The following is a 22,373-nucleotide window of genomic DNA, read 5'->3' as shown; positions in this document are numbered from 1 at the left end:
GACGCAGATGGGTTTTTTGAGCCGGAGTAAGGATGGCTCGCCGGACAACGCCAACGCCCTGCGCTTCGAGGATAAAGCGGGGGAGGAGCAGGTATGGATGCACGCCGAGCGCAATATGGATACGGAAATCGAAAATGATGAGACAAGGTTCGTTGGCAGTAATCGAACCAAGACCATTGGTGGAAATGAAATCACTGAGGTTAAGAAAAACCGTACGGAAACGGTCGATCAAAATGAAACAATTACTGTTCATCAAAACCGCACCGAGACGGTGGATGGCAATGAAACCATTACCGTGCACAGTAATCGTACGGAAACAGTGGATATGAACGAAAATATTCGTATTGGCCAGAATCAGTCGGTCAATATTAATGGCAATCAGTCGCTGCAGATTGACCAGGGCAAGACGGAAACTATTGTCCTCGCATCTATGCTTAATGTTGGCCTGGCGCAAAATACCAATATCGGAGCGGCCTACGTACTTAACGTAGGTGCAGGCTGGATGACGAATACCGGCGCCATGCAGATGCACAACGTAGGTATGAAATATTCTGTTAATAGCGGCAGAGATATTAACCTTTCAGCGGGTACCACCGCTGATTACAGCGCAGAAGATAAGATTTCACTGGTTTGTGGCGAGGCGATGATTGTTCTGGAAAAGGATGGCACCATCACGATTAGCGGCACTAAACTCAAATTAGTCGGTGAAAAAGAAATCGACCTGGATGGCACAAAGATAGATATCAACTAATTATGGAAAACTTCAAGAATCTGACGGCATTCCCCGCCCTGATGTTTGACTCTTTAGATCCGCACGATCATGGCTTCTCCACCGTGGTGGCACGTCTCAGCTATGATATGGATATTCAGAGTGGTGGTCTGAAGCTATGCCAGGACCAGGGGGAACTGGTTGAGCAGGACTGCTACTTTGGAGAAATCGGGCGTAGCAGTACGCGCTTCGAAAGTGATTTGGCGCCTTTTAAACCTCGCCTGGACGTAATAATTAATGCTACCGCCTGGGCACCTGGTGATAAACCTGTAAAGACATTTACCGCTGGCATTCAGGTAGGAGACTTTACCCGACTGATTAAAATTACCGGGCCACGCGAGTGGCGAAAAATGATTACCAGCTGGCAGCTCAGTGATGCACAGCCTGTCGCTTCCCTTGATTTACGCTATGAATATGCTCCGGGAGGATTTTACCCTACAGAAGGTAAAGACGTTATTGCCTCCCCGGCTAATACGGTTGGTATGGGATGGTTTCCTCCTGAACTGCTAAAGAAGAGCAAAACACAACAGCTGCCCGCTCCTCAAATTGAATGGGTTACTCATCCTGTCGAAAAGATTGATCGCGTGATGCAGCCCGCCGGATTTGGATTTTATGGGCGTGGATGGCAGGGGCGTATTGAATATGCCGGAAGCTACGACCTGAAATGGCAAAAGGAACGGCATCCTCTGTTACCAGATGATTTTACCTATGACTACTGGTGTGGCGCGCATCCATTTATGCAGTTCCCCTTTCCAGAACCACTCAAATCAGTACCGATCAGGCTTCGCTATCTGATTGCAGCCAGCGAAGTGGCTAATCAGCAAATCGACCTTAACGTAGCCGTAGAATCACTTTTTGTATTTGTCACAACAGAGAAGGGCGCTGGAGTGGCAAAAGATATGATTCTGGATACGCTGGTTATCGATCTGCCGTCACGAAAAGTGCACTGTAGCTACCGGGTGGTGATATCAGAACTTATGGCACCAGTAATAACCGAACTCCGGTTTATCGCATCCGATGAAAGGCAACAGCAACTGGTTACCGCAGCCCGGCTTAACAACGATCCTCACTCCAGCGAGTTTGTACCTTTACCGCCAGGCCTGCCAGGCAAAATTAAGGAGGAAAAAACGCGTGGCTGAGAATTATGCTGCCCGTAAGGACGGGAGCTATAAAGTTGTGGGAATGGCACCGGATCTCTGTTTTACACCGGGTATACCAACTCCGGTTCCGTATCCGGTCACTACCACGCTTGCTCCTGCAAAAAGTACGGTGGATTCTGTGAGCTTCAATGGACACCCTGCTTTTGTTTACGATCAAAGCTTTATTCCCATCACAATAGGTGATGCGGCCGGAATCAACAAAGGTGTTGTTAGCGGCACGGTTGAGGGAGACTGCTGGCCAATAGAACACAGCCCGGATACCTGGATTGGTGGACATCCTTTAAATCGTGTTAGCGATCTTTTTGCCATGAATGGCAAAGCAACGGGTGGCCGTGGCGGGCCGCTGACAAAACATGAAGCATGGGAACGTCGTAGGGGGCTGATAGCGAAGGGAAAACAGAGCAGCGATCTAAAGATTCGTGCCGCTGCAGAACGCCTTGAGCTGAATAACACTGGGATTGAAAAAGCAAAACTTGCAGATTATGTCTATGAACCACGCGATTCATCAAAACCTATGCCACCTATCCCAGAAGGTTGGAGTGATGTTAGTGAAGATCCTAAGGCTTTAGCAAAATTTAATTTAACACCTGAAAACCTGCAGATAGAGGGGCAACCCGGTTTTAGATCAAGAGTCTATGTCCCTGATGAAAAAGTTTTCGATAAGGATATGTCAGCCTCAGTCGTTTTCCGCGGCACACGCATGGAAGAAGTGGTGGACTGGAAAAATAACCTGCAACAGGGAGTGGGCACAAAATCAGAATATTACAAGCAAGCTGTGAGGATAGGTAACAGGATAGAACGTTCTTCAGCACCTGTAGATACTGTGGGTCATTCGCTTGGAGGAGGCCTTGCTTCCGCTTCATCCAGAGCAAGTGGCAAACCTGGCTGGACTTATAATTCTGCGGGATTAAAATCAACTACAGTTGAAAAATACGGTGGGAAAATAATCACACCGAAGCAGGGGGAAAATATCATCGCATATCGCGTGAAAGGGGAAATACTCACTTCCATCCAGGAACCAGGGTTCTGGGGAGGTGCAGCAATTATTACTGGTTTGGGCGTTATGGGATTAGGCGCAATGGGGGTAGGGATAGTAACGTCGCCAAAATCGGTTGGTATCCGCCATGATATGGAGGGTGGGACGGGCAGTAAAATTGATATGCACGATGCTAAACAAGCTATTCACTGCATTGAGCTGGAAAAAAAATCGGATGAGACGCTATTGATTTCTCAATAAGGGTTATTATGCTTAAAAAATTAACCGGCATATTGAAAAAAATAAAAAAAATTCAGGTGTTGAGCGCCTTCGTAATGTTTTTCTTAGTTTCAGGATGTCATGCAATGAAAAAATATCCACCGGAAAATTTTTTCCATGGTACACAGCTAACACTCGCTCAGGATATATATGATAGTAATGTTGATGCGATAAAAAAAGATGTCGAAAAAACAGATTTAAATAAACCCGGCAGGCAGGATATGACGTTGCTTTTCTATGCTTTTCAATCAGCATCAGATAAAGACGCTTCCCGGTTAAATATTATTTCAGAACTCGTGAGGTTAGGTGCTAATCCACTACAACGGGTCCCTGATGTGGGTAGTGTTGCTGGAGTGGCTGCACGTGCAGATAGTCCTGTATTTATGCAGGCCTTGCTAAAGGGCGGCATGAGCCCAAATGTGAAAATAATGAACACACCTGTTATTATGGTTGCCGCTGATGATGAAAGAATCCCCACAATGGATTTGTTGTTGAAAAATGGGGCTGATGTTAATCAAAGAGATTCTCTGGGAGCTACAGCTTTGATGGCTGCACTTGATGGTATCCAGCTTGATGCAGTTAGCTGGTTACTGGATAAGGGAGCCGATCCGCGATTGACTGAGACGAATAGCGGTTGGTCTTTCTCTAAACAGCTCCTGTCAGCACAAAAAAAGTTAGGCGGTGATAAAAAAGTGGATAAAAAACTTCAAGAAATTATTGATAAAGGTATTGCGCATGGTATGGAGTGGCCTCCGTCAGCCCACTGAATATGATATTTTTCAATCCAAACTATTCACTGTGTGGAACTAAATAATGCGTAGGGATAAGTATTAATATGATTTACAGGACCATTCTTACCCTCAATGGGTGTGGGGAGTTAATCTCTTGATATCTCTGCATCAGTCGGCGTTCGTTACGGGGGGTTAGCACTATATCGGTATTGCTCAGTCTGTTGGTGATGATGGTCAGTTTAGTGATTGATCAGGTCGTACAATTCGGAGGTGAGGTCATTTGAAGGGATATACTGTTCCGAACAGTTATTTATCTTAATTGAGAAGAGAGCTTGCGTGAATAAAACACCTTACTTTAATAATTTTTCTATATGCGTTTAATTTATTTTTTTATTGGCTGTATAGCTGGATGCAATAAAATGAAAAAAGTAAATCAGAAAGGTATTTTAGCGTAAGCCGATTAATATTTTATCAGCAAATCGAGAGTGTTAATCTAAATAGAGTAAAAGAGTATGAAAGAAATTGAATCAAATATGTCAGGTATCGATAACATGACATTGTTTTTCTATTTTTACAGGCAGCAGGTGACAAATTTTCTAAAAAAATCGAGCAGATTCGTTTGTTAGCTACAATAAAAGGCATGCAATGGCCTCCGGCTAAATATTAAGGATTTTTATAATTAATCTCCTCTAATTTAGTAAGTATATTACTCGCCTCATTGATATCAATACAATGGGTGAGAAGTGCCTGTCTTTGAATGGAATTCAATCAGGTTAGCGATCGGGGTTAAGGGTGGGATTGGTAAATTGATACGACTTAAAGATTAATTTTAAGAGGTGTTAATGGATTTAGTGATTATTATCAAGAGAATGATAACCTCCACGATTGTTATCTCATCATTGGTCTTTATACTGGCATGCAATAAAATGACGAATAACTCCCCTGAGAGCTACTTTAATGGGAATGAGCTGATATTGGCGCAAGAAATTCAGAAGGGCCACCTGGATAATGTCCAAAAAATCGCTCCCGGTACGGATCTGAACAAGCCAGGGAAACAGGATATGACATTGCTTTTTTATACGCTGCAAACAGCTTATGGAGAAAAACAAAATCAGCTTAAAATTCTCTCAGAAATGGTTAAGCTGGGGGCCAATCCGCTTCAACTCGTGCCGGATATGGGCAGCGTGGCTCAGGTTGTCGCCCGATCTGACAGCCCGGCTTATATGAATGCTTTGCTGGAGGGTGGAATGAGCCCGAATGCAGTTGTGGAAGATACACCGATCATATTTGATACGGCAACTGCCCATAGCTTTGACGTATTGAAACTGCTTGTATCCCGTGGAGCTGATGTCAATAAGAAAGATAGTCTTGGGCAAAATGTTTTAATTGAGGCCTTAGCAAGTATGCAGTTAGATCAGGTTGAATGGTTATTGAACCACGGTGCCAATCCAACCCTGAAAACAGTCAATGGCTGGCGTTTTGGAAACATGCTTGAAAAATCAATAAAAAGTGAAGGTTCCGCACATTCAAAAACAGGCGCTAAACTTGAAGAGATAAAAGATCTCGCGATAAAAAAAGGCATGAAGTGGCCCCCTGCCTCATATTAGATTTCGTCTGATTTTTCCTCTAAAGATGTTGGTATGCTCATCGGTTATATTACCGGTGAGTAATATTAATAAATAACTTATAATCCTGTTGCTTTCTTTATCAGTGAAAGAGAGGCTGGTTCTTATTTTTAACTGTGGGGTGTGATTTTATCACCTTATTGTTTGAGGTGTGCCGGATAAGTATAATCTTTAAATTGATCTGCTCCATCTTTTCAGTATGAGGTTATTGTTTTACCTCAAATAAATTGCTTACAGACATCAATAGCACTGACTTCTATTTAAAATTTGAGTTTTTATTTCAGCATCTATTAATCATATTTTCTATGATCTTTATAAATCTGTCTTTCAACATTATTTAATTAAACTGCATCGTAGCAGGGATCTCATATGGCGACAGGAAATACCATTGGTAAACTACAGTATGCCCCGGCACCGCAAGGTAGCGTTGAGGCGGGCAGCGCAAATCCACCCCAAAAGAAAAGTTGGTGGAGTGACTATGGGGACTGGGTTCACACCGGACTGGACGTTCTGGGTGCCGTTCCTGTTATCGGGGCGGTAGCTGATGGCGCTAATGCGGCTATTTACACCGCTGAAGGTGATTACGGTAATGCGGCGCTTTCTGCTGCCTCTGCGGCAGCCAACTTTGTACCGGGCGGCGGGGCGGCATTTAAAGCCGGTAAGCTGGCAGCCAAAGCGGGTAAAGCGATGGACGTGGCTAAAGTTGGGAAAACCGCTGCAAAAGAAGGCGCCGGAATGACCGAGCGGGCTCTGGCTAAATCCGAAGCCAAAACCGTAAAAGCTGAAGCCTCCACAACAGGACGAAAAGCCAAAAGAGCCGGTAGTGAAAAAGGCGGGAGTGACACGGGTAAAGGAGGCTCACATAAAACAGGGCCCTGCAAGACAAGTTTTGTGGTCGCTAATCCCGTTAATCCCGTGCTCGGCATCAAACTTCTTTTCGGTGACGAGGATAAAGATTTTGAATTTCCAGCTGCGGTTCCCCTCTTATGGCAGCGTAGCTATTTCTCAGATGAGACTGGCAACGGCTGGCTGGGGCAGGGCTGGTCGCTGCCGTTTTCTGTCAGTATTGAAAAAAAAGGCCGACTTGTTCTCTTTAAGGATGAGCAGGGACGTGAAATCGACTTCCCTGACGTTCAGCCGGGTTATCCGGCCTATTTCCATCGTTATGAACAACTCTCTCTTTCACAACCGGAAACCGGAAAGTATCGCCTTTCCGAGGCGGATGGAAGCCGCCACTGGATTTTCGGCGAACAGGTTGACTCACAGCGCTGGCTACTCAGTGCTATTGAAGATAGACATGGTAATAGTCTCAGGCTGACCTATAACGCTGCACAGCAGCCTGTTGAGATTACAGACAGCGCCGGGCGGCGGTTTCTTATCACATTCAGCCCAATAACTTTGTCTTCCGGAGAAATTATTAGTCGCCTGACGGAGGTTGCCTGCTGCCATCCATCTGAGCCACACCGTTCAGACCCGCTCTGTCATTATGATTATTCAGATGAAGGCGATCTGATTGCCGTGCGCAATGACAGGGACGAGATCGTCCGCGACTTTCGCTATCGTAATCATATGATGGTTGCTCATCGGTTAGCAGGAGAACTGGCGTGTTTTTATCATTACGACCGCTTTGACCCAAAAGGAAAGGTTATTGCTCATCGTAACAGCCTTGGGGAGGTATGGCTGTTTGAGTATCACGCGGACTCTACGCAGGTTACGGATGGGATTGGGCGTAAAACCCACTATGAATTTGACGAAAACCACGATTTGACAGGATACAGGAATGCAACAGGCGGCTACACGCGCCTTAAGCTGAATAGTCGTGGGCAGCCGCTAGTGATTACCGATCCTGCCGGGCGACGCACACGCTATCGCTATGATGAGCGCGGTAACATCACGGCGATGACCGCCCCGGATGGGCAAATGACCCGGGTTGATTATCATCCAGTATGGAATCTTCCTGTACGTATTACAGATATGCTGGGTAATCTGCGCGAATTTACCTATGACGTGGCGGGTAACCTGATCCGCGAAATGGATGAACTTGGGCGTATTACTGAATATAACCACGACGATGCCGGTAACCTGGTTCGTATCCGGGATGCAGCCGCAGGTATACAGCGTCTGCAGTGGAATGATGCAGGATTCCTNAACCTGATCCGCGAAATGGATGAACTTGGGCGTATTACTGAATATAACCACGACGATGCCGGTAACCTGGTTCGTATCCGGGATGCAGCCGCAGGTATACAGCGTCTGCAGTGGAATGATGCAGGATTCCTGATCGCACATACTGACTGCTCAGGGCGAACCACGGGTTATGCTTACGATAAATATGGCTGGCTGAAAGAGCGGACCGATGCGGCCGGAAATCTGACATATTATGAGCATGATCGGGACGGACAGCCCGTGCATATTACGAAGGCCGATGGCTCAAGTGAAGCATTTGAATATGACCGCTGGCGGCGTCTGACAGGCTTTAAGGATGCAGCGGGACAGACTACGCGGTGGGAGCTTGCTCCGGATGGTATGCCGGTGGCGCGGATTGATGCGCTCAAACATCGGATCAGCTATTGCTATGATCAAGCACGCCGCCTGTCTGTTCTGACCAATGAGAATGGCGCTCAGTATCGTATGGAATACGACGACAGGGACAATCTGATTGCTGAGTACGGCTTTGATGGACGCATTACGCGTTATGATTATGATGCGAGTGACCGGGTGATCTCGAGGACGGAATACGGGGATGGCAGCGATACAGTCAGTGAGATTCACACGCATTATCAGCGTGATGATGCTGGCAGGCTGCTGGAAAAACTGGTGATGAAAGGGGGAACTCAGCGCTGGCGGCGCACGCGCTTCCGTTATGACGGGCTTGGGAGGTTAATCGCAGGGATTAATCATGGTGGGCGGGTGGAACTTAATTACGACGCTGCCGGACAGCTGCTGGAGGAAAAAACCCTGACCCGGGGCAGGGAGCAGACGCTGCGGCATCAGTATGACGAGCTGGGCAATCGGACAGTGACCACTCTGCCGGATGGCCGTGAGCTGAGGAATTTCTACTATGGAAGTGGGCACCTTATCCAGATAAACCTGGATAAGCGGGTTATCAGCGAAATCACCCGGGATGCGCTTCACCAGGAAGTGAGCCGCAGCCAGGGGGCGCTGAATACTGAATTTGTACGGGATGAAATGGGGCGTCTTATCACCCAGCGTGCGGGCCGGGGCGGTAAGCTGAAGGTGGCGAGAGAGTACGGATGGCGGCAGGATGGTCAGCTTCAGCAGATGGTTGACTTATACAGCGGCGATCATCGTTATCAATACGATGCCATTGGACGCCTGACCGGGGCGGGGGAAGAGAGATTTGCATTCGACCCGGCTCACAACCTGCTGTCGAAGGACTCAGAATCGTCAGTGAATGATAACCGCATCCGGGTGTATGAGGATAAACGCTGGAAATATGATACACACGGCAACGTAACGGAAAAACGGACCGGACGGCATACGGAACAGCAATTCATCTGGAATGGCGAGCACCAGCTGGAAGAGGCCCGCAGCAAGCGGCAGGGAATAAGACAGACTACTACCTATGGCTATGATGCGTTTGGGCGCCGTAGCTGGAAGAAAGATGGATTTGGTATTACGCACTTTGTCTGGGATGGTAACCGGCTGCTAAGTGAAATTCGCGGTGTGCGCAGCTTAACCTGGGTATACGATGATAAAGAATTTGTGCCACTGGCGCAGATAAGCACAACGGCAGGGGATCCAGCCGATCGTGCCGAGATCCACTGGTATCACACGGATCAGGTGGGTATGCCGCGTGAACTAAGCGATATCAGCGGAGAAATCAGCTGGCGAGCTGATTACCGCGTCTGGGGAAACACACTTAAGGTGTCATATCCGGACATACAGGCGGGAGAGGAGCCGGTTTATCAGCCGCTGCGCTTTCAGGGACAGTATTATGATGCAGAAACGGGATTGCACTATAACCGTTTCAGGTACTATGATCCTGATGTAGGGCGGTTTATCAGTCAGGATCCGGTGGGACTACAAGGCGGACTCAATTTATACGCTTACGCACCCAATCCATTGAACTGGATTGACCCGCTGGGGTTGACGAAAAGAAAATGTGGCGATGAAGATGATATAGAGCCAAACTGGACACCCCACGGTTACAAGCATGTCGCACCTAAAAATGCTTCGTGGAAAGATACTATTAATTCAACAAAATCAGGCCCGGCTAAATATAAACCAGGAACTGACATAGAATCACTGGAACGCTCTGTATATAAAAATGGCCAACCTGTAACGAACGGAAAACCTTGGAAAGTTCAGGATATGGGGGAAACGATTGGTGCCAGTGAAGGTAAAATTAGTCAATGGTTGAGGGTGGAAGAGAGTGGTGGGACAATCCATGGTCACCCCATTTCCCTCAAAGAATACTTAAGGTTAACAAAATGATTAATATAAATTTTTCACATAAGAGTGGAGTTGTAACCTTTGATGATTTTCCTATCAAAGAAGGACAGTCATTGGAAGTTTACATTGATGATTTGAAGGAGGATATGCTGCAAGTTGAATTCCCTGAAGGGTATATATTAGATGTTGGTTGGAGGCCCTCTTTTGAAATCGATGGTAAGTTCCACATCGTATTGATTAAAGATTATGACTGGAGTACACCAATTTATTCTGGGAGTGCTGAAAATTTAGTTGAATTAAAAGAAAATATAAATAAAGCATTAGTGATTTTATAAATAAAGCCGGAAGCGATCCTACGATCCTTCTGGCCTTTTACCTTCAGCCACCCTTCATGCCAGTATGGCGATCATCTGCTGCTTAGCCTACTCCAACTCTTGCTACTGCGCATTCAGCTGCTGCTCCATTACCCGCAGCCGCATCTCTTCGCGGCTGTCGGGGATCAGCAGCAGACAGCCGTCCAGCACCGTCAGGCTTACGCCGATTCCTACGGAAAACCCGCCTCCGCCAGCCACTTGCCCATGATGCTGATCTGCGGCGCGTCGCGTTCGCCGCCTTTCGGGCGGTAGCCGACGATAACGTGCCGCTGCGTTTTGGTAATTCCCCGTTCTGACTTAGAATCGTGTTCAGCAAAGACTAATTACCTCGTTTAGATGCTTATGATGAGCGGTAGTCAGAGCTGACAGCCTCTGACTACCGCGTTATTAATCAGTCATTTACTCGCCTGTACAAGCAGGGCGCTCAACATCTTCGAAATCATCTTCTTTTTTGCCTTCGCCAACCAGACGCTGGGCTACCGTCTGCCGCCGAAAAATCGCCAGGCCGGCGCGGCGATCCGCCACCGGTTACAGGCGCTGGGGATCATGTGGGAAAGCGGGCATGAGCACTTCGCCGGGTCGCTGATCGTGCCGGTCAAGAATCGACATGGTCAGATGGGGAGATCTACGGGCGCAGGATTGGTGATCTGCCCCGCGCACCTGTATCTGCCGGGATCGCACGGCGGGTTATGCACGGCAGACGGCGGTAGAACTGGGGCTGGAAGAGGGCGACCTGAAACGTGCGCTGGGCCGGTTGCTGCTGGCGCTGGAAAGCTGGCAGGCGCAGCCTGAGCCGGAACAAAGCGTCCCGGCACTGACGGAGGGAGAGCGGGAAGCAGCGCTGGCCCTGAACAGGATGCAGTCAGTGCGTCGGGACTGGCCGTATCCGATCGCCAGGAACAGGAAAATGCTTTACAGCCTGACATACAAAATTTATATGACCCCCCTCACAAAAGCATAAGTTTATCTTTTGGTCGTGCAACTCTGGCCGTTTTATTTTCACTCACTGCCATCGTTGTGCGATGGGAAGTGGCGGTACTCATTTCACAAGGTTAATAGCGGGCTGGCGCCAGGCGCCAGCTTATTCGCATCAGGTAATCTGTGGAGTGAGAGATATGGTAAACAATGTAAGCGGTCAGCGGCATCCTGTTGCCGACACCAGTAATCAGGACAACATGGAACTCCAGCAACGCAACGCGCGACCGGCTACTACCACGGCGGGCGTGGGCGCTTCCGGCGAGGCTCGCCAGCAAGAGATCGATCGTATTACACATCTGCTGGAAAATTACTTTCCTGGCGGGGAAGAGATCCGCGATAACCTGCATCAAAAGGCGACGGAGCTGCATGATGAAATCGGTCACACTGCCGACGATGTGAAGGCGACGATTGCCAATGGCGAAAACCTCGATCGGATAACCTCATCGCTCGAAGGTGGCGCCGGTGCGCTGGGCTATGCGCTCTCCGGCGTGCCGGGGGATCTTATCGGCAAGGGTATCGCCCAGAATTTGGGTCTGCATGCGGGCACACCGATACACGATTTTGTCACGGGTATGGCTAGCGGTGTTACCGCAGTAGGGTTGAAAGCCATACTTGAAAAATTGCTCGCCGACAGCCTCAAAGACACTAAATGGCTGCAGGCTGACGGTGAGAAACTTGAACCTTTTATGCAGGCAGTAATGGAAAAGCGGGACAGCGCATTGCATAAGATTGGTCAGGCAGGTTTGGGTGGGCTGGGTTTTGATGCCCGTAACGTTGTCACCGGCGGGCTTTCCGCTGGCACCCAGACGCTCAAAGAGAACGATCCACGTAATCCCCCTGTGGGTATTCTCGCCGGCGCCAAAAAACCAGGGTATGTCGCTAACCAGTCAGTGGGTACTATTCTGACCGTTGCGGCAGGCTCTATGAGTGGTGTAGTGCAGAATAATTACAATAAACTTCACGGCCCTGAATTCCTGTTTGGTCGTACCGACTGGAAGGAGCGCTATCAGGCGCTGTCCGATACTTCAGTATCGGGTCAGATAATTAACGGGGCGAAGAGCCGGGTAACAACCGCGGCGAAAGATGCGGCTACTCCACAAAAATGGGGGGCAGGTATTTTAAGTCTGTTAACTACAAATCAGTTGGCTGAGATGGGGGCGCTGGGTGCGGGTCTTGGTGGCACCAATATTGCGAAGAGCGCCGCGCGCGAAGGCGTGATGAAAGCAGTTACCGGCAATACGCCCGCCCTCCCACAGGATTTACTGACCAATCCGGCTTTTCGCGCCCTGCGGGAGGGGGCTGCGCAGGCGGCTAACCTGCCTGCCGCAGGCATAGCCTATTTCATGCAGGGATTAGCCGGTGTGGGAGCCACGGCCGCGAACCCCCACCTGCAAAATGTCGCTAACAGGGCGATGAATGCCACAAAGGGTATTTACAATACATGGCGGAAGCCGGATGCGAACAACGTCAGCGGAACCCGTTCGAGTACCACTGGCTCAGCCAGTAGCAGCAACTTATCAATGATAACCGGGCAGGATGTTCCACTGCCGTCGAGCCATGGAAGTATCAATGACAACAGAGCGCGCTCGCCGAGCGATGTCTCGTCAATGATAACCGGGCAGGATGTTCCACTGCCCTCGAGCCATGGAAGTTTCAATGACAACAGAGCGCGCTCGCCGAGTGATGTCTCATCAATGATAACCGGGCAGGATGTTCCACTGCCGTCGAGCCATGGAAGTTTCAATGACAACAGAGCGCGCTCGCCGAGCGATGTCTCGTCNTCAATGATAACCGGGCAGGATGTTCCACTGCCGTCGAGCCATGGAAGTTTCAATGACAACAGAGCGCGCTCGCCGAGCGATGTCTCGTCAATGGTCACAGGGCAGGATGTTCCACTGCCGTCGAGCCATGTAAGTTCCAATGATAATAGATCGCGCTCGCCGAGCGATGTCTCGTCAACGGTCACGGGTCAGGATGTTCCGCTGCCGTCGAGCCGTGCCTCGTCAATGATCACAGGGCAGGATGTTCCATTGCCGTCGAGCCGTGAAAGCTCCATTGCCAGCGGATCGCGCCCGGCAAGCAGCCGTAGCAATACACCCTCTACCCGTTCCAGGAGTGAGATGCAGGCGCAGCAGACGGCTGACCGCATTGGCAAAATGCCGCCGCCGAATAAAGCGGTTTAGCGTTGAAATAAACGTGTGCAATCAATGGCTGCACCGGAAAGATGTGTGAAAAATCAATGTAGATTAGATGCGGCTAACAAAACTGTTTTACGGCGACACCGATCATCGTTCCAGTCCTTGCTCACTGGGGCTTTGTCGGTCGCCGTCTTAACCAGTGACATGCTTCCTACTTGCAGAGTAAAAAAATAATGCCCATCATCGTAAAATAAGTTATGAGGAGTAAAAACACTCTTTGAATGGAGACTCATGCAATGATTGATCTAAGAGAGAACAATCAGCGGCTTACGTCTTACGTCGTTGAAAACTATTTCAACGCCATACCGGAAGATTTTCGCGATCGGTTTGTGCAGAAAAGTACTCTGCAACCCGACTATACACTCTGGCTAACGGGTCAGGAGCCGCTTCCCTTATGGCTGGTGGCGCTTCCCTCAAAAGCAGATGAGCAGGTGTTACTGGCGCGGGCGAAAGGCGCGTTAGTCGGCCTGGCCGTTGCTGATGCCGTCGGAACAACGCTGGAGTTTTTACCCCGCGATCAAAAGCATGTGACGGATATGGTTGGCGGTGGCCCTTTTGGCCTAACGGCGGGGGAATGGACGGATGATACCTCCATGGCGCTTTGCCTGGCCGACACCTACCTGAACGCGGGCAAGCTGGATCTGACCGATTTTCGTAACCGACTGGTGAACTGGTATCGCTATGGCGTAAATAGCGCTAACGGCGTCTGCTTCGATATTGGTAATGCCACTCGCTACGCCCTGGAAGAATACCTGAAGCATGGACCGGGATGGTTTGGGAATACCGATCCCGCGACGGCCGGGAATGCGGCCATCATCCGGCTTGCGCCCGCAGCCATTTTCCAGCGTCGCTCACTGCTGGGTACGCTTAATGATGCGGAACAGCAGGGGCGGGCAACGCACGGTGCAGTCGAATCGTCCGATAGCTGCCGTTTACTGGGGTTAATCCTTCACCGCCTGCTTAATGGCTGCGATAAAAATGAAGCCTTCTCACCGGCCGTTTGCCCATTAAATGCGCGGGCTGCACTGATTAACGCGGGTGAGTACAAGCAGAAAACGCGGGATGAAATTCGCTCAAGTGGTTATGTAATTGATACGCTAGAAGCGGCAATGTGGGCGGTGTGGCATACGGATAATTTCCGGGACGCGATTCTGCTTGCGGCGAATCTGGCCGATGATGCCGACAGCGTTGCTGCCACCGCCGGTCAGATTGCCGGTGCGCTGTATGGCTATGCGGGCATTCCTCAGGAATGGCGGGAGAGGCTGGTAGAGGAGCGGCGTATTGCCGCCATGGCAGAGAGGTTATTTCACCCGCGGGTTAAGCTGCGTTAAGCATTGCGCCATTGCGCTTCAGCCCGCGGCAATTGCAGGAGCCGTGCGCTACGCGATTGAGCAGCCAGAGGAGGTGGATATCAGTGAGATCGTGGTGCGCCCCACGCGGGCGCGGGCACAACATCCGCGCCCTCAGCGGGCGGTATAAAACCCTTCACGCCCGAGTGATAAAACCCGCCACCGGCGGGTTTTAATCAGCTTACTTAGCCAGTTTGTCCTGGGTTTTCAGATCGAAATCCGAGGCATCGTGGCGTTCGTGCAGCTGTTCTGACGGATCGCCGTGGGTGCGGTTAACGATGCGGCCGCGCTGTACCGCTGGACGCTGTGCCACTTCATCGGCCCAGCGCAGCAGATTTTTATAAGAACCGGCATCCAGGAACTCCGCCGCACCATAAAGCTGCCCCTTCACCAGTGCGCCGTACCACGGCCAGATGGCGATATCGGCGATGGTATACTCCTCGCCCGCAATATAGCGGTTCTCCGCCAGCTGGCGATCCAGCACGTCGAGCTGGCGCTTCGCTTCCATAGTGAAGCGGTCGATAGCGTATTCAATTTTGACCGGTGCATAGCTGTAGAAATGCCCGAAGCCGCCGCCCAGATAAGGGGCCGAGCCCTGGAGCCAGAACAGCCAGTTCAGGGTCTCGGTGCGGGCGGCCGCGTCCTTCGGCAGGAAGTGACCAAATTTCTCTGACAGATAGAGCAGAATCGCGCCGGACTCAAATACGCGGGTGGGGGGCTGGGTTGAAACATCCAGCAGCGCCGGGATCTTCGAGTTCGGGTTGACCGCCACAAATCCGGAGGAGAACTGGTCGCCTTCACCAATGCGGATCAGGTGCGCGTCATACTCGGCATCGTTAACGTTCAGCGCCAGCAGTTCCTCCAGCAGAATGGTGACCTTCTGACCGTTAGGCGTTCCCAGTGAATAAAGTTGCAGCGGATGCCTGCCGGTGGGCAGCGTAGCTTCACTGCGCGCACCCGCGGTGGGTCGGTTGATACTGCCCCAGGTGCCGCCCGCTTCTTTCTTTTCTGACCAGACTTTGGCTGGTTGATAATCGTTATTGCTCATAACCGAAAGGCCCTTTTTTGTTGAATAAATGAGGCGTTATGCGGTATTGCCCCCTGACATAACGCCGCCGATGGACTAAAACATAGCGTTGTTCCGTGCAAAAACCCAGGCGCGGTTGTTACACCGGATGTCAGATATAGCATCGGTACGCGGGCGGCGCTTATCCTGAAAGAGCAATTTTCTCCGCATAACCAGAGAGTGACATATGGACGAGCATTATCTTGAGGATCTGAAACAGGCCGGTCTGACCCTGACCGACGACGGGCGCGTCTGCTGCTACTGGCAGCCCTCGATGCCTGATTATCACGATAATGAGTGGGGCAGCCCGGTCGTGGATGATCGGCGGCTGTTTGAAAAAGTCTGTCTGGAAGGTTTTCACTCCGGGATGTCCTGGCAGCTGATTTATAATAAGCGCGAAAATTTTCGTCGGGCATTTCTCGATTTCGACTTCCATGCCTTGGCGCAGTTTACCGACGAAGACGTGGCCAGGCTGATGGAAGATCCCGGCATCGTGCGCAATCGCGCTAAAATCCTCTCCACCATTAACAATGCCCGGCGCGCGATTGAGCTGGTGGATGAGGCCGGATCGCTGGCTAGCTGGTTCTGGCAGTTCGAGCCCCGCCCGGAGGAACGTCCGTTAATGGTCGACCTTGCCTGGTGGAAGAATGCCAAAACCTCCCCGGAATCGGTACGCATGTCGAAAGCGCTAAAAAAGCGCGGCTGGACGTGGGTTGGCCCGGTCACCACCTATTCGCTGATGCAGGCGCTGGGGCTGATTAACGACCATATTGAGGGATGCCAGTGCCGCGATAAATTCAGCGCGCAGCGGGAAATGCTGATACGACCCGGTTAATGGCGTGGTAAACGCATTGTTTATCACTGCCGGATCGGCGAAAATGCCGGCCATTGATGATTAATCGCCTGTGAAGCTGGCCTGGCGCGTTATGCGCGGCGGCAGCACGGCATCCAACCAGAAGAACTTCCATGTCGAATGCACCCTTTATGCAAGAGGTGGCCCGCCGCCGCACTTTTGCCATCATTTCTCACCCGGACGCCGGTAAAACCACCATCACCGAAAAGGTGTTGCTGTTCGGACAGGCGATCCAGACTGCCGGTACGGTGAAAGGCCGGGGTTCCAGCCAGCACGCGAAATCGGACTGGATGGAGATGGAAAAGCAGCGCGGTATCTCCATCACCACCTCGGTGATGCAGTTCCCTTACCGAGAATGCCTGGTGAACCTGCTGGATACCCCAGGTCACGAGGATTTCTCGGAAGATACCTACCGCACTCTGACGGCGGTTGACTGCTGTCTGATGGTGATTGACGCCGCGAAAGGCGTTGAGGATCGCACCCGTAAGCTGATGGAAGTCACGCGCCTGCGCGATACGCCGATCCTCACCTTTATGAACAAGCTGGACCGCGATATTCGCGATCCGATGGAGGTGCTGGATGAGGTGGAGAGCGAACTGAAAATCGCCTGCGCACCCATCACCTGGCCTATCGGCTGCGGTAAGCTGTTTAAAGGCGTGTATCACCTCTATAAAGACGAAACCTATCTCTACCAGTCGGGTAAAGGCCACACCATTCAGGAAGTTCGGATAGTGAAAGGGCTGGATAACCCGGCGCTGGACGAAGCCATTGGCGAAGATCTGGTGGCTCAGCTGCGGGAAGAGCTGGAGCTGGTGCAGGGTGCTTCGCATGAGTTTGAGAAAGACGCTTTCCTTGCAGGCAAGCTGACGCCGGTATTTTTTGGTACCGCGCTGGGTAACTTCGGCGTCGACCACATGCTGGACGGACTGATGGAGTGGGCACCGTCGCCGATGCCACGTGAAACCGATCTGCGTACCGTCACGGCTGTTGATGAGAAATTCACCGGCTTCGTCTTTAAAATCCAGGCGAATATGGACCCGAAACACCGCGACCGCGTGGCCTTTATGCGCGTGGTTTCCGGCAAATATGAAAAGGGCATGAAGCTGCGTCAGGTTCGCCTTGGCAAAGATGTGGTGATTGCCGACGCGCTGACCTTTATGGCCGGTGACCGCTCGCACGTTGAAGAAGCCTATCCCGGTGACATTATCGGCCTGCATAACCACGGGACGATCCAGATTGGCGATACCTTCACTCAGGGCGAGAACATGAAGTTCACCGGTATTCCGAACTTTGCGCCTGAGCTGTTCCGCCGCATTCGCCTGCGCGACCCGCTGAAGCAGAAGCAGCTACTGAAGGGGCTGGTACAGCTGTCGGAAGAGGGGGCGGTTCAGGTATTCCGGCCGGTACACAATAACGATCTGATCGTTGGCGCGGTGGGTGTTCTGCAGTTCGACGTGGTCGTCGCCCGCCTGAAGAGCGAATACAACGTTGAAGCGATCTACGAAGCGATCAACGTCTCTACCGCCCGCTGGGTCGAATGCAGCGACGTGAAGAAGTTTGATGAATTCCAGCGTAAGAACGAAGTTAACCTCGCGCTGGATGGCGGGAATAACCTGACTTATATCGCACCGACCATGGTAAACCTGAATATTACTCAGGAACGCTATCCCGACGTGACGTTCCGTAAAACCCGCGAACACTAAGATTCGCCTGCGTTTCAATTACGCGACTTCCGCTAAGCGATGCCATCGGCATCGCTTTTTTTTGGCCCTTTTTTCTCTCTTTTTCAGCAAAAGTTACAGACTCATCTTAAAAATTCTCTTTTTTGCGCATTTATCCATCATATCAACCACAAGCGGCGGTGAAATCCTGATTAGCGACTATATTGATTTCAACAGGACGTAAAACATGGCGGCGCGGTTGCTGCAACGTCTTACCACTCAGGCCACGCCGTTTGTGGCTGAAACCTCACAGTTGTGAGTGCAATAATATGAGAAGGAACAAATCGATGAACAAGACTAAGATTACTAAGACCCTGATGGCTGTACTGGTTGGTTCAGCGCTGGTAGGCGGTTCTGCGATGGCTGCGGACACCTCAACCTCTTCTGACAGCACGGGTTCCAAAATCGATAGCTCTATGAACAAAGTCGGTGGATACATGGATGACAGCGGCGTGACTGCTAAGGTGAAAGCCGCCCTGGTAGACAACGACGCCATTAAAAGCACGGATATCTCGGTCAAAACTCATCACGGCGTGGTTACGCTGAGTGGTTTTGTCCCGTCGCAGGATCAGGCCGAAGTGGCCGTAGCGGCGGCGAAGAAAGTCGAGGGTGTTAAATCCGTCAGCGATAAACTACACGTTAAAGACAGCACAAAAGCAAGCGTAAGTGGTTATGCCGGTGATGCGGCAACGACCAGCGAAATTAAAGCTAAACTGTTAGCGGACGACATCATTCCGTCACGCCACGTGAAAGTTGTTACCACCAACGGTGTGGTTGAGCTTTCCGGTACGGTGAAAACCCAGGCACAGTCCGAACGTGCTGAAGGCATTGCCAAGGCTATCGACGGTGTGAAAAGCGTTAAGAACGACCTGACTGTTAAATAATACTGGCGGCTCGCCTGCATCAGCAGGCGAGTCAGCAGGATGAAGCTGTAACACTATAAATGCGTCATGCCGCGTGCGGCTGGTATGAATAACACAAGCAGTTCGATTTTCAATATAGGGTAAGGAGAGGCTTATGTTTCGTTGGGGTATTATCTTTCTGGTAATCGCGCTCATTGCAGCCGCGTTAGGTTTTGGTGGTCTGGCTGGTACAGCCGCATGGGCAGCTAAAATTGTCTTTGTTGTCGGTATTATTATCTTCCTTATCAGCCTGTTTACTGGCCGCAAGAAGTTATAGACCGCACCACTACAGAGTAGTACGCTTTATCAGAAGACCAGCTCAGGCTGGTCTTTGTCATTTCCTGCGCAAAAAATGTCTGTAGCAAAAACCGCCAAACGGTTAAAACGCACCCAGCGTATCCTGATAAAAAATCATTCTCAGAGGTTCGCAACGTGGGCAAACGCATTCCTATTACACTCGGTAGCATTGAACCGCTTGCCCTGGCACCCTTTCATCCGGGCAGGCTGGCCCTGGTCTGCGAGGGCGGCGGGCAGCGCGGAATTTTTACCGCAGGCGTGCTGGATGAATTCCAGCGGGCGAAGTTTAATCCTTTCGATTTGATGCTTGGCACCTCCGCCGGGGCGCAGAATCTTTCCGCCTATATCTGCGGCCAGCCGGGCTATGCCCGCAGAGTGATTACGCGCTACACCACCAGTAAACTCTTTTTTAACCCGCTGCGCTTCGTGCGCGGCGGGCATCTGATCGATCTTGACTGGCTGGGGGAGACCACCTCGCAGGAGTTTCCGCTGGCGATGGAAGCCGGGGAGAAGATGTTCTCTTCCGGACGTGAGTTTTATATGTGCGCCTGCCGCAGCGATGATTATTCACCGGGCTATTTTGCGCCCACCGCCGCCAACTGGCTGAATATTATCAAAGCCTCCAGCGCTATTCCGGGGATGTACCGTCCCGGCGTTGATCTTGACGGCGTGAGCTATCTTGATGGCGGCATCAGTGATGCGATCCCGGTTCGCGAAGCGGCGCGACGGGGGGCGGAGACCATAGTGGTGATCCGCACGGTTCCTTCACAAATGACCTATACGCCGCAGTGGTTGAAGCGTGTCGAGCGCTGGCTGAGTGACAGTGCGCTGCAACCGCTGGTGAATATCATGCAGCTGCATGAGGAGAGCTACCGGCAGACCCAGCAGTTTATCAATAACCCGCCGGGCAAGGTGAATGTGATAGAGATATTCCCACCACACGCGCTCGCCAGCATGGCGCTGGGCAGCCGCGTGTCGTCGTTGAATCAGGATTATCATCTTGGCCGCCGCTGTGGTCGCTATTTTCTGGCGACGGTGGGGCAATGGCTGAAAGAGAGTGATACGCGCCTGAGTCCGACATCGGTGGTGCCTGCTGCACCTGTCGCCAATCAGCCCGATCGTCGGGAGATTATTCTCGATCCTCTGGCAGGAAATGATGCAGATTACGATAATGAATCGCTGGCTTAGCATTATTCTGCGTGCCGCAGGGTAATGCCTTTTTTTAGTGCGGGAGCGCGGACATGGCATCATTCGTTGATACGCACTGTCATTTTGATTTCAGTCCCTTTTGCGGTGATGAGGAGGGAAGCCTTCAACGGGCGGCAGAGGCAGGGGTTGAGAAAATCATTGCGGTTGGCGTGTCGGCAGACCGATTTGCCGGCGTCATCGATCTTGCCGATCGCTATGCGCCTCTTTACGCGGCGCTGGGGATTCACCCGATGGCGATTGGCCATTTTCAGGAGGCGCATCTGGCCCAGCTGGAAGGCTGGCTGCGGCTGCGCCCGAAGAAGCTGGTGGCGATCGGTGAGATAGGGTTGGATCTTTATATGGAGGATCCGCAGTTTGCGCGTCAGGAGGCGTTGCTGGAGGCGCAGCTGCGGCTGGCAAAGCAGTACGATCTGCCGGTTATCCTGCATTCACGGCGTACGCACGATAAGCTGGCGATGCATTTGAGGCGCATTACTCTTCCCCGTCGCGGGGTGGTTCACGGTTTTGCCGGGAGTGAGCAGCAGGCGCTGGCCTTTATTCGCGCCGGATATGCCATTGGCGTGGGTGGCACCATGACCTATGCGCGGGCGACAAAGACGCGTAATACTTTTTCCCGCCTGCCGCTTTCATCCCTGGTTCTGGAGACGGATTCTCCCGATATGCCGGTGCAGGGTTTTCAGGGGCAGCCCAACCGGCCGGAGCGGATTAAAAATGTCTGGCAGAGTCTGTGTGGAATTCGCGAGGAGTCTCCAGAGGAGATCGCCGATACCATCCGGGAGAATACCCGCGCGCTGTTTGCGATTTAAGCGCGGGGCGATGTCTGGCGGGCAATTTCGGCTTTGCCGGAGGACTGTTCCAGCGTGTGCCGGTTAGTTGTTTGGGCTGCCATCGCTGTGGTGTCGGTGGATAATCCCAGCGTTTGCCGGGCGTCCTCACGCCACGCTTCGCGTGGTGCCTTTGGCTCCGACTTCAGGCCGGACGGCCCGGTCGCGAGCGGGCGTCCTGCCCNTGCCCGCCGCTCCCTGAGTGCAGCATCCCTGCTGCCCTCGCCTGGCCCTCCGTCTGCGCCGCAGCGCTGCGGATTGCCCGTCAACCGCATGGATTGTCCACCTGTCGGGCTTCGGAGGCGCTTCAAGTCAGGCCCTGTAAACTCGCAGGCTTTGGAGCTGTATTAAGCTAACCCAGTCGCTATTTCCTGCATACTTTAGCGCTCGGGATGTGGTCACCTGGCTGCAAAAATTACTGTGTATGGGGGGAAAATCCCAACGCTTGTCGGTTGGTTGTGTCGGCTGCAATATCTGCGGTGTCGGTGGACAATCCCAGCGGTTGCTGGTCAGTTGTTTGGGCTGTCATAGCTGCGGTGTCGGTGGATAATCCCAGCGGTTGCCGGGCGTCCTCACGCCACGCTTCGCGTGGTGCCTTTGGCTCCGACTTCAGGCCGGACGGCCCGGTCGCGAGCGGGCGTCCTGC

General features: G+C 51.6%; 14 protein-coding genes and 2 pseudogenes. 14 read left to right on the top strand and 2 right to left on the bottom strand.

Annotation, left to right across the window (positions count from 1 at the left end; all coding sequences use genetic code 11):
- From A1830_RS13615 to A1830_RS13585, 7 genes and pseudogenes are all read left to right on the top strand, one after another.
- A pseudogene (locus tag A1830_RS13615) lies at window positions 1-751 on the top strand (type VI secretion system tip protein VgrG); the annotation flags it as partial.
- Window positions 752-753: 2 nt separating this feature from the next.
- Complete coding sequence (locus tag A1830_RS13610) at window positions 754-1,908, top strand: DUF2169 family type VI secretion system accessory protein (protein ID WP_067706882.1); 1,155 nt, start codon at window positions 754-756, stop codon at window positions 1,906-1,908.
- Window positions 1,901-3,166 carry a DUF4150 domain-containing protein gene (locus A1830_RS13605; protein ID WP_067706878.1) on the top strand — a complete coding sequence of 422 codons (1,266 nt, stop codon included), beginning with the start codon at window positions 1,901-1,903 and terminating at the stop codon, window positions 3,164-3,166. Before A1830_RS13610 ends, A1830_RS13605 begins: the two co-directional genes overlap by 8 nt.
- Window positions 3,167-3,174: 8 nt before the next feature.
- Window positions 3,175-3,951 carry an ankyrin repeat domain-containing protein gene (locus A1830_RS13600; RefSeq protein WP_082804170.1) on the top strand — a complete coding sequence of 259 codons (777 nt, stop codon included), beginning with the start codon at window positions 3,175-3,177 and terminating at the stop codon, window positions 3,949-3,951.
- 806 nt (window positions 3,952-4,757) lie between these two features.
- Window positions 4,758-5,522: an ankyrin repeat domain-containing protein gene (locus tag A1830_RS13595; RefSeq protein ID WP_231877627.1), complete on the top strand. Its 765-nt coding sequence runs from the start codon at window positions 4,758-4,760 to the stop codon at window positions 5,520-5,522.
- 387 nt (window positions 5,523-5,909) lie between these two features.
- Window positions 5,910-9,998, top strand: a complete 4,089-nt coding sequence (locus tag A1830_RS13590; RefSeq protein WP_082804169.1) for an RHS repeat-associated core domain-containing protein — start codon at window positions 5,910-5,912, stop codon at window positions 9,996-9,998.
- On the top strand, window positions 9,995-10,291 hold the full coding sequence (locus A1830_RS13585; RefSeq protein WP_082804168.1) for a hypothetical protein: 297 nt from the start codon (window positions 9,995-9,997) through the stop codon (window positions 10,289-10,291). Before A1830_RS13590 ends, A1830_RS13585 begins: the two co-directional genes overlap by 4 nt.
- Before the next feature lie 102 nt (window positions 10,292-10,393).
- On the opposite strand, the pseudogene A1830_RS13580 reads toward A1830_RS13585, so the two are convergent.
- Window positions 10,394-10,614 (bottom strand): annotated as a pseudogene (locus tag A1830_RS13580) (SymE family type I addiction module toxin).
- A 3,128-nt stretch (window positions 10,615-13,742) separates the two neighbouring features.
- Here A1830_RS13580 and tri1 point away from each other — a divergent pair.
- Window positions 13,743-14,837 carry an ADP-ribosylarginine hydrolase Tri1 gene (gene tri1, locus A1830_RS13565; RefSeq protein ID WP_067706867.1) on the top strand — a complete coding sequence of 365 codons (1,095 nt, stop codon included), beginning with the start codon at window positions 13,743-13,745 and terminating at the stop codon, window positions 14,835-14,837.
- 199 nt (window positions 14,838-15,036) lie between these two features.
- On the opposite strand, the gene yghU is transcribed toward tri1, so the two are convergent.
- Window positions 15,037-15,903 carry a glutathione-dependent disulfide-bond oxidoreductase gene (gene yghU, locus A1830_RS13560; RefSeq protein WP_067706863.1) on the bottom strand — a complete coding sequence of 289 codons (867 nt, stop codon included), beginning with the start codon at window positions 15,901-15,903 and terminating at the stop codon, window positions 15,037-15,039.
- A 205-nt stretch (window positions 15,904-16,108) separates the two neighbouring features.
- Between yghU and A1830_RS13555 the strand changes: the two genes are divergently transcribed.
- From A1830_RS13555 to A1830_RS13535, 6 genes are all read left to right on the top strand, one after another.
- Window positions 16,109-16,756 (top strand): DNA-3-methyladenine glycosylase I, encoded by a 648-nt coding sequence (locus tag A1830_RS13555; protein WP_067706858.1) that lies wholly within the window; start codon window positions 16,109-16,111, stop codon window positions 16,754-16,756.
- Between the two features lie 131 nt (window positions 16,757-16,887).
- Complete coding sequence (prfC, locus tag A1830_RS13550; protein WP_067706855.1) at window positions 16,888-18,477, top strand: peptide chain release factor 3; 1,590 nt, start codon at window positions 16,888-16,890, stop codon at window positions 18,475-18,477.
- A gap of 305 nt (window positions 18,478-18,782) precedes the next feature.
- Window positions 18,783-19,379: a molecular chaperone OsmY gene (gene osmY, locus A1830_RS13545; protein ID WP_067706851.1), complete on the top strand. Its 597-nt coding sequence runs from the start codon at window positions 18,783-18,785 to the stop codon at window positions 19,377-19,379.
- A 133-nt stretch (window positions 19,380-19,512) separates the two neighbouring features.
- On the top strand, window positions 19,513-19,674 hold the full coding sequence (locus A1830_RS21530) for a DUF1328 domain-containing protein (protein WP_071995405.1): 162 nt from the start codon (window positions 19,513-19,515) through the stop codon (window positions 19,672-19,674).
- A gap of 155 nt (window positions 19,675-19,829) precedes the next feature.
- Window positions 19,830-20,882 carry a patatin-like phospholipase family protein gene (locus A1830_RS13540; protein ID WP_067706848.1) on the top strand — a complete coding sequence of 351 codons (1,053 nt, stop codon included), beginning with the start codon at window positions 19,830-19,832 and terminating at the stop codon, window positions 20,880-20,882.
- Window positions 20,883-20,935: 53 nt separating this feature from the next.
- Window positions 20,936-21,709, top strand: a complete 774-nt coding sequence (locus A1830_RS13535) for a TatD family hydrolase (protein ID WP_067706844.1) — start codon at window positions 20,936-20,938, stop codon at window positions 21,707-21,709.
- Window positions 21,710-22,373 lie beyond the last annotated feature (664 nt).

The organism is Erwinia sp. ErVv1 (genome assembly GCF_900068895.1).
Taxonomy (GTDB): domain Bacteria; phylum Pseudomonadota; class Gammaproteobacteria; order Enterobacterales; family Enterobacteriaceae; genus Erwinia.
This window is presented reverse-complemented; position numbering and strand designations above follow the sequence as displayed.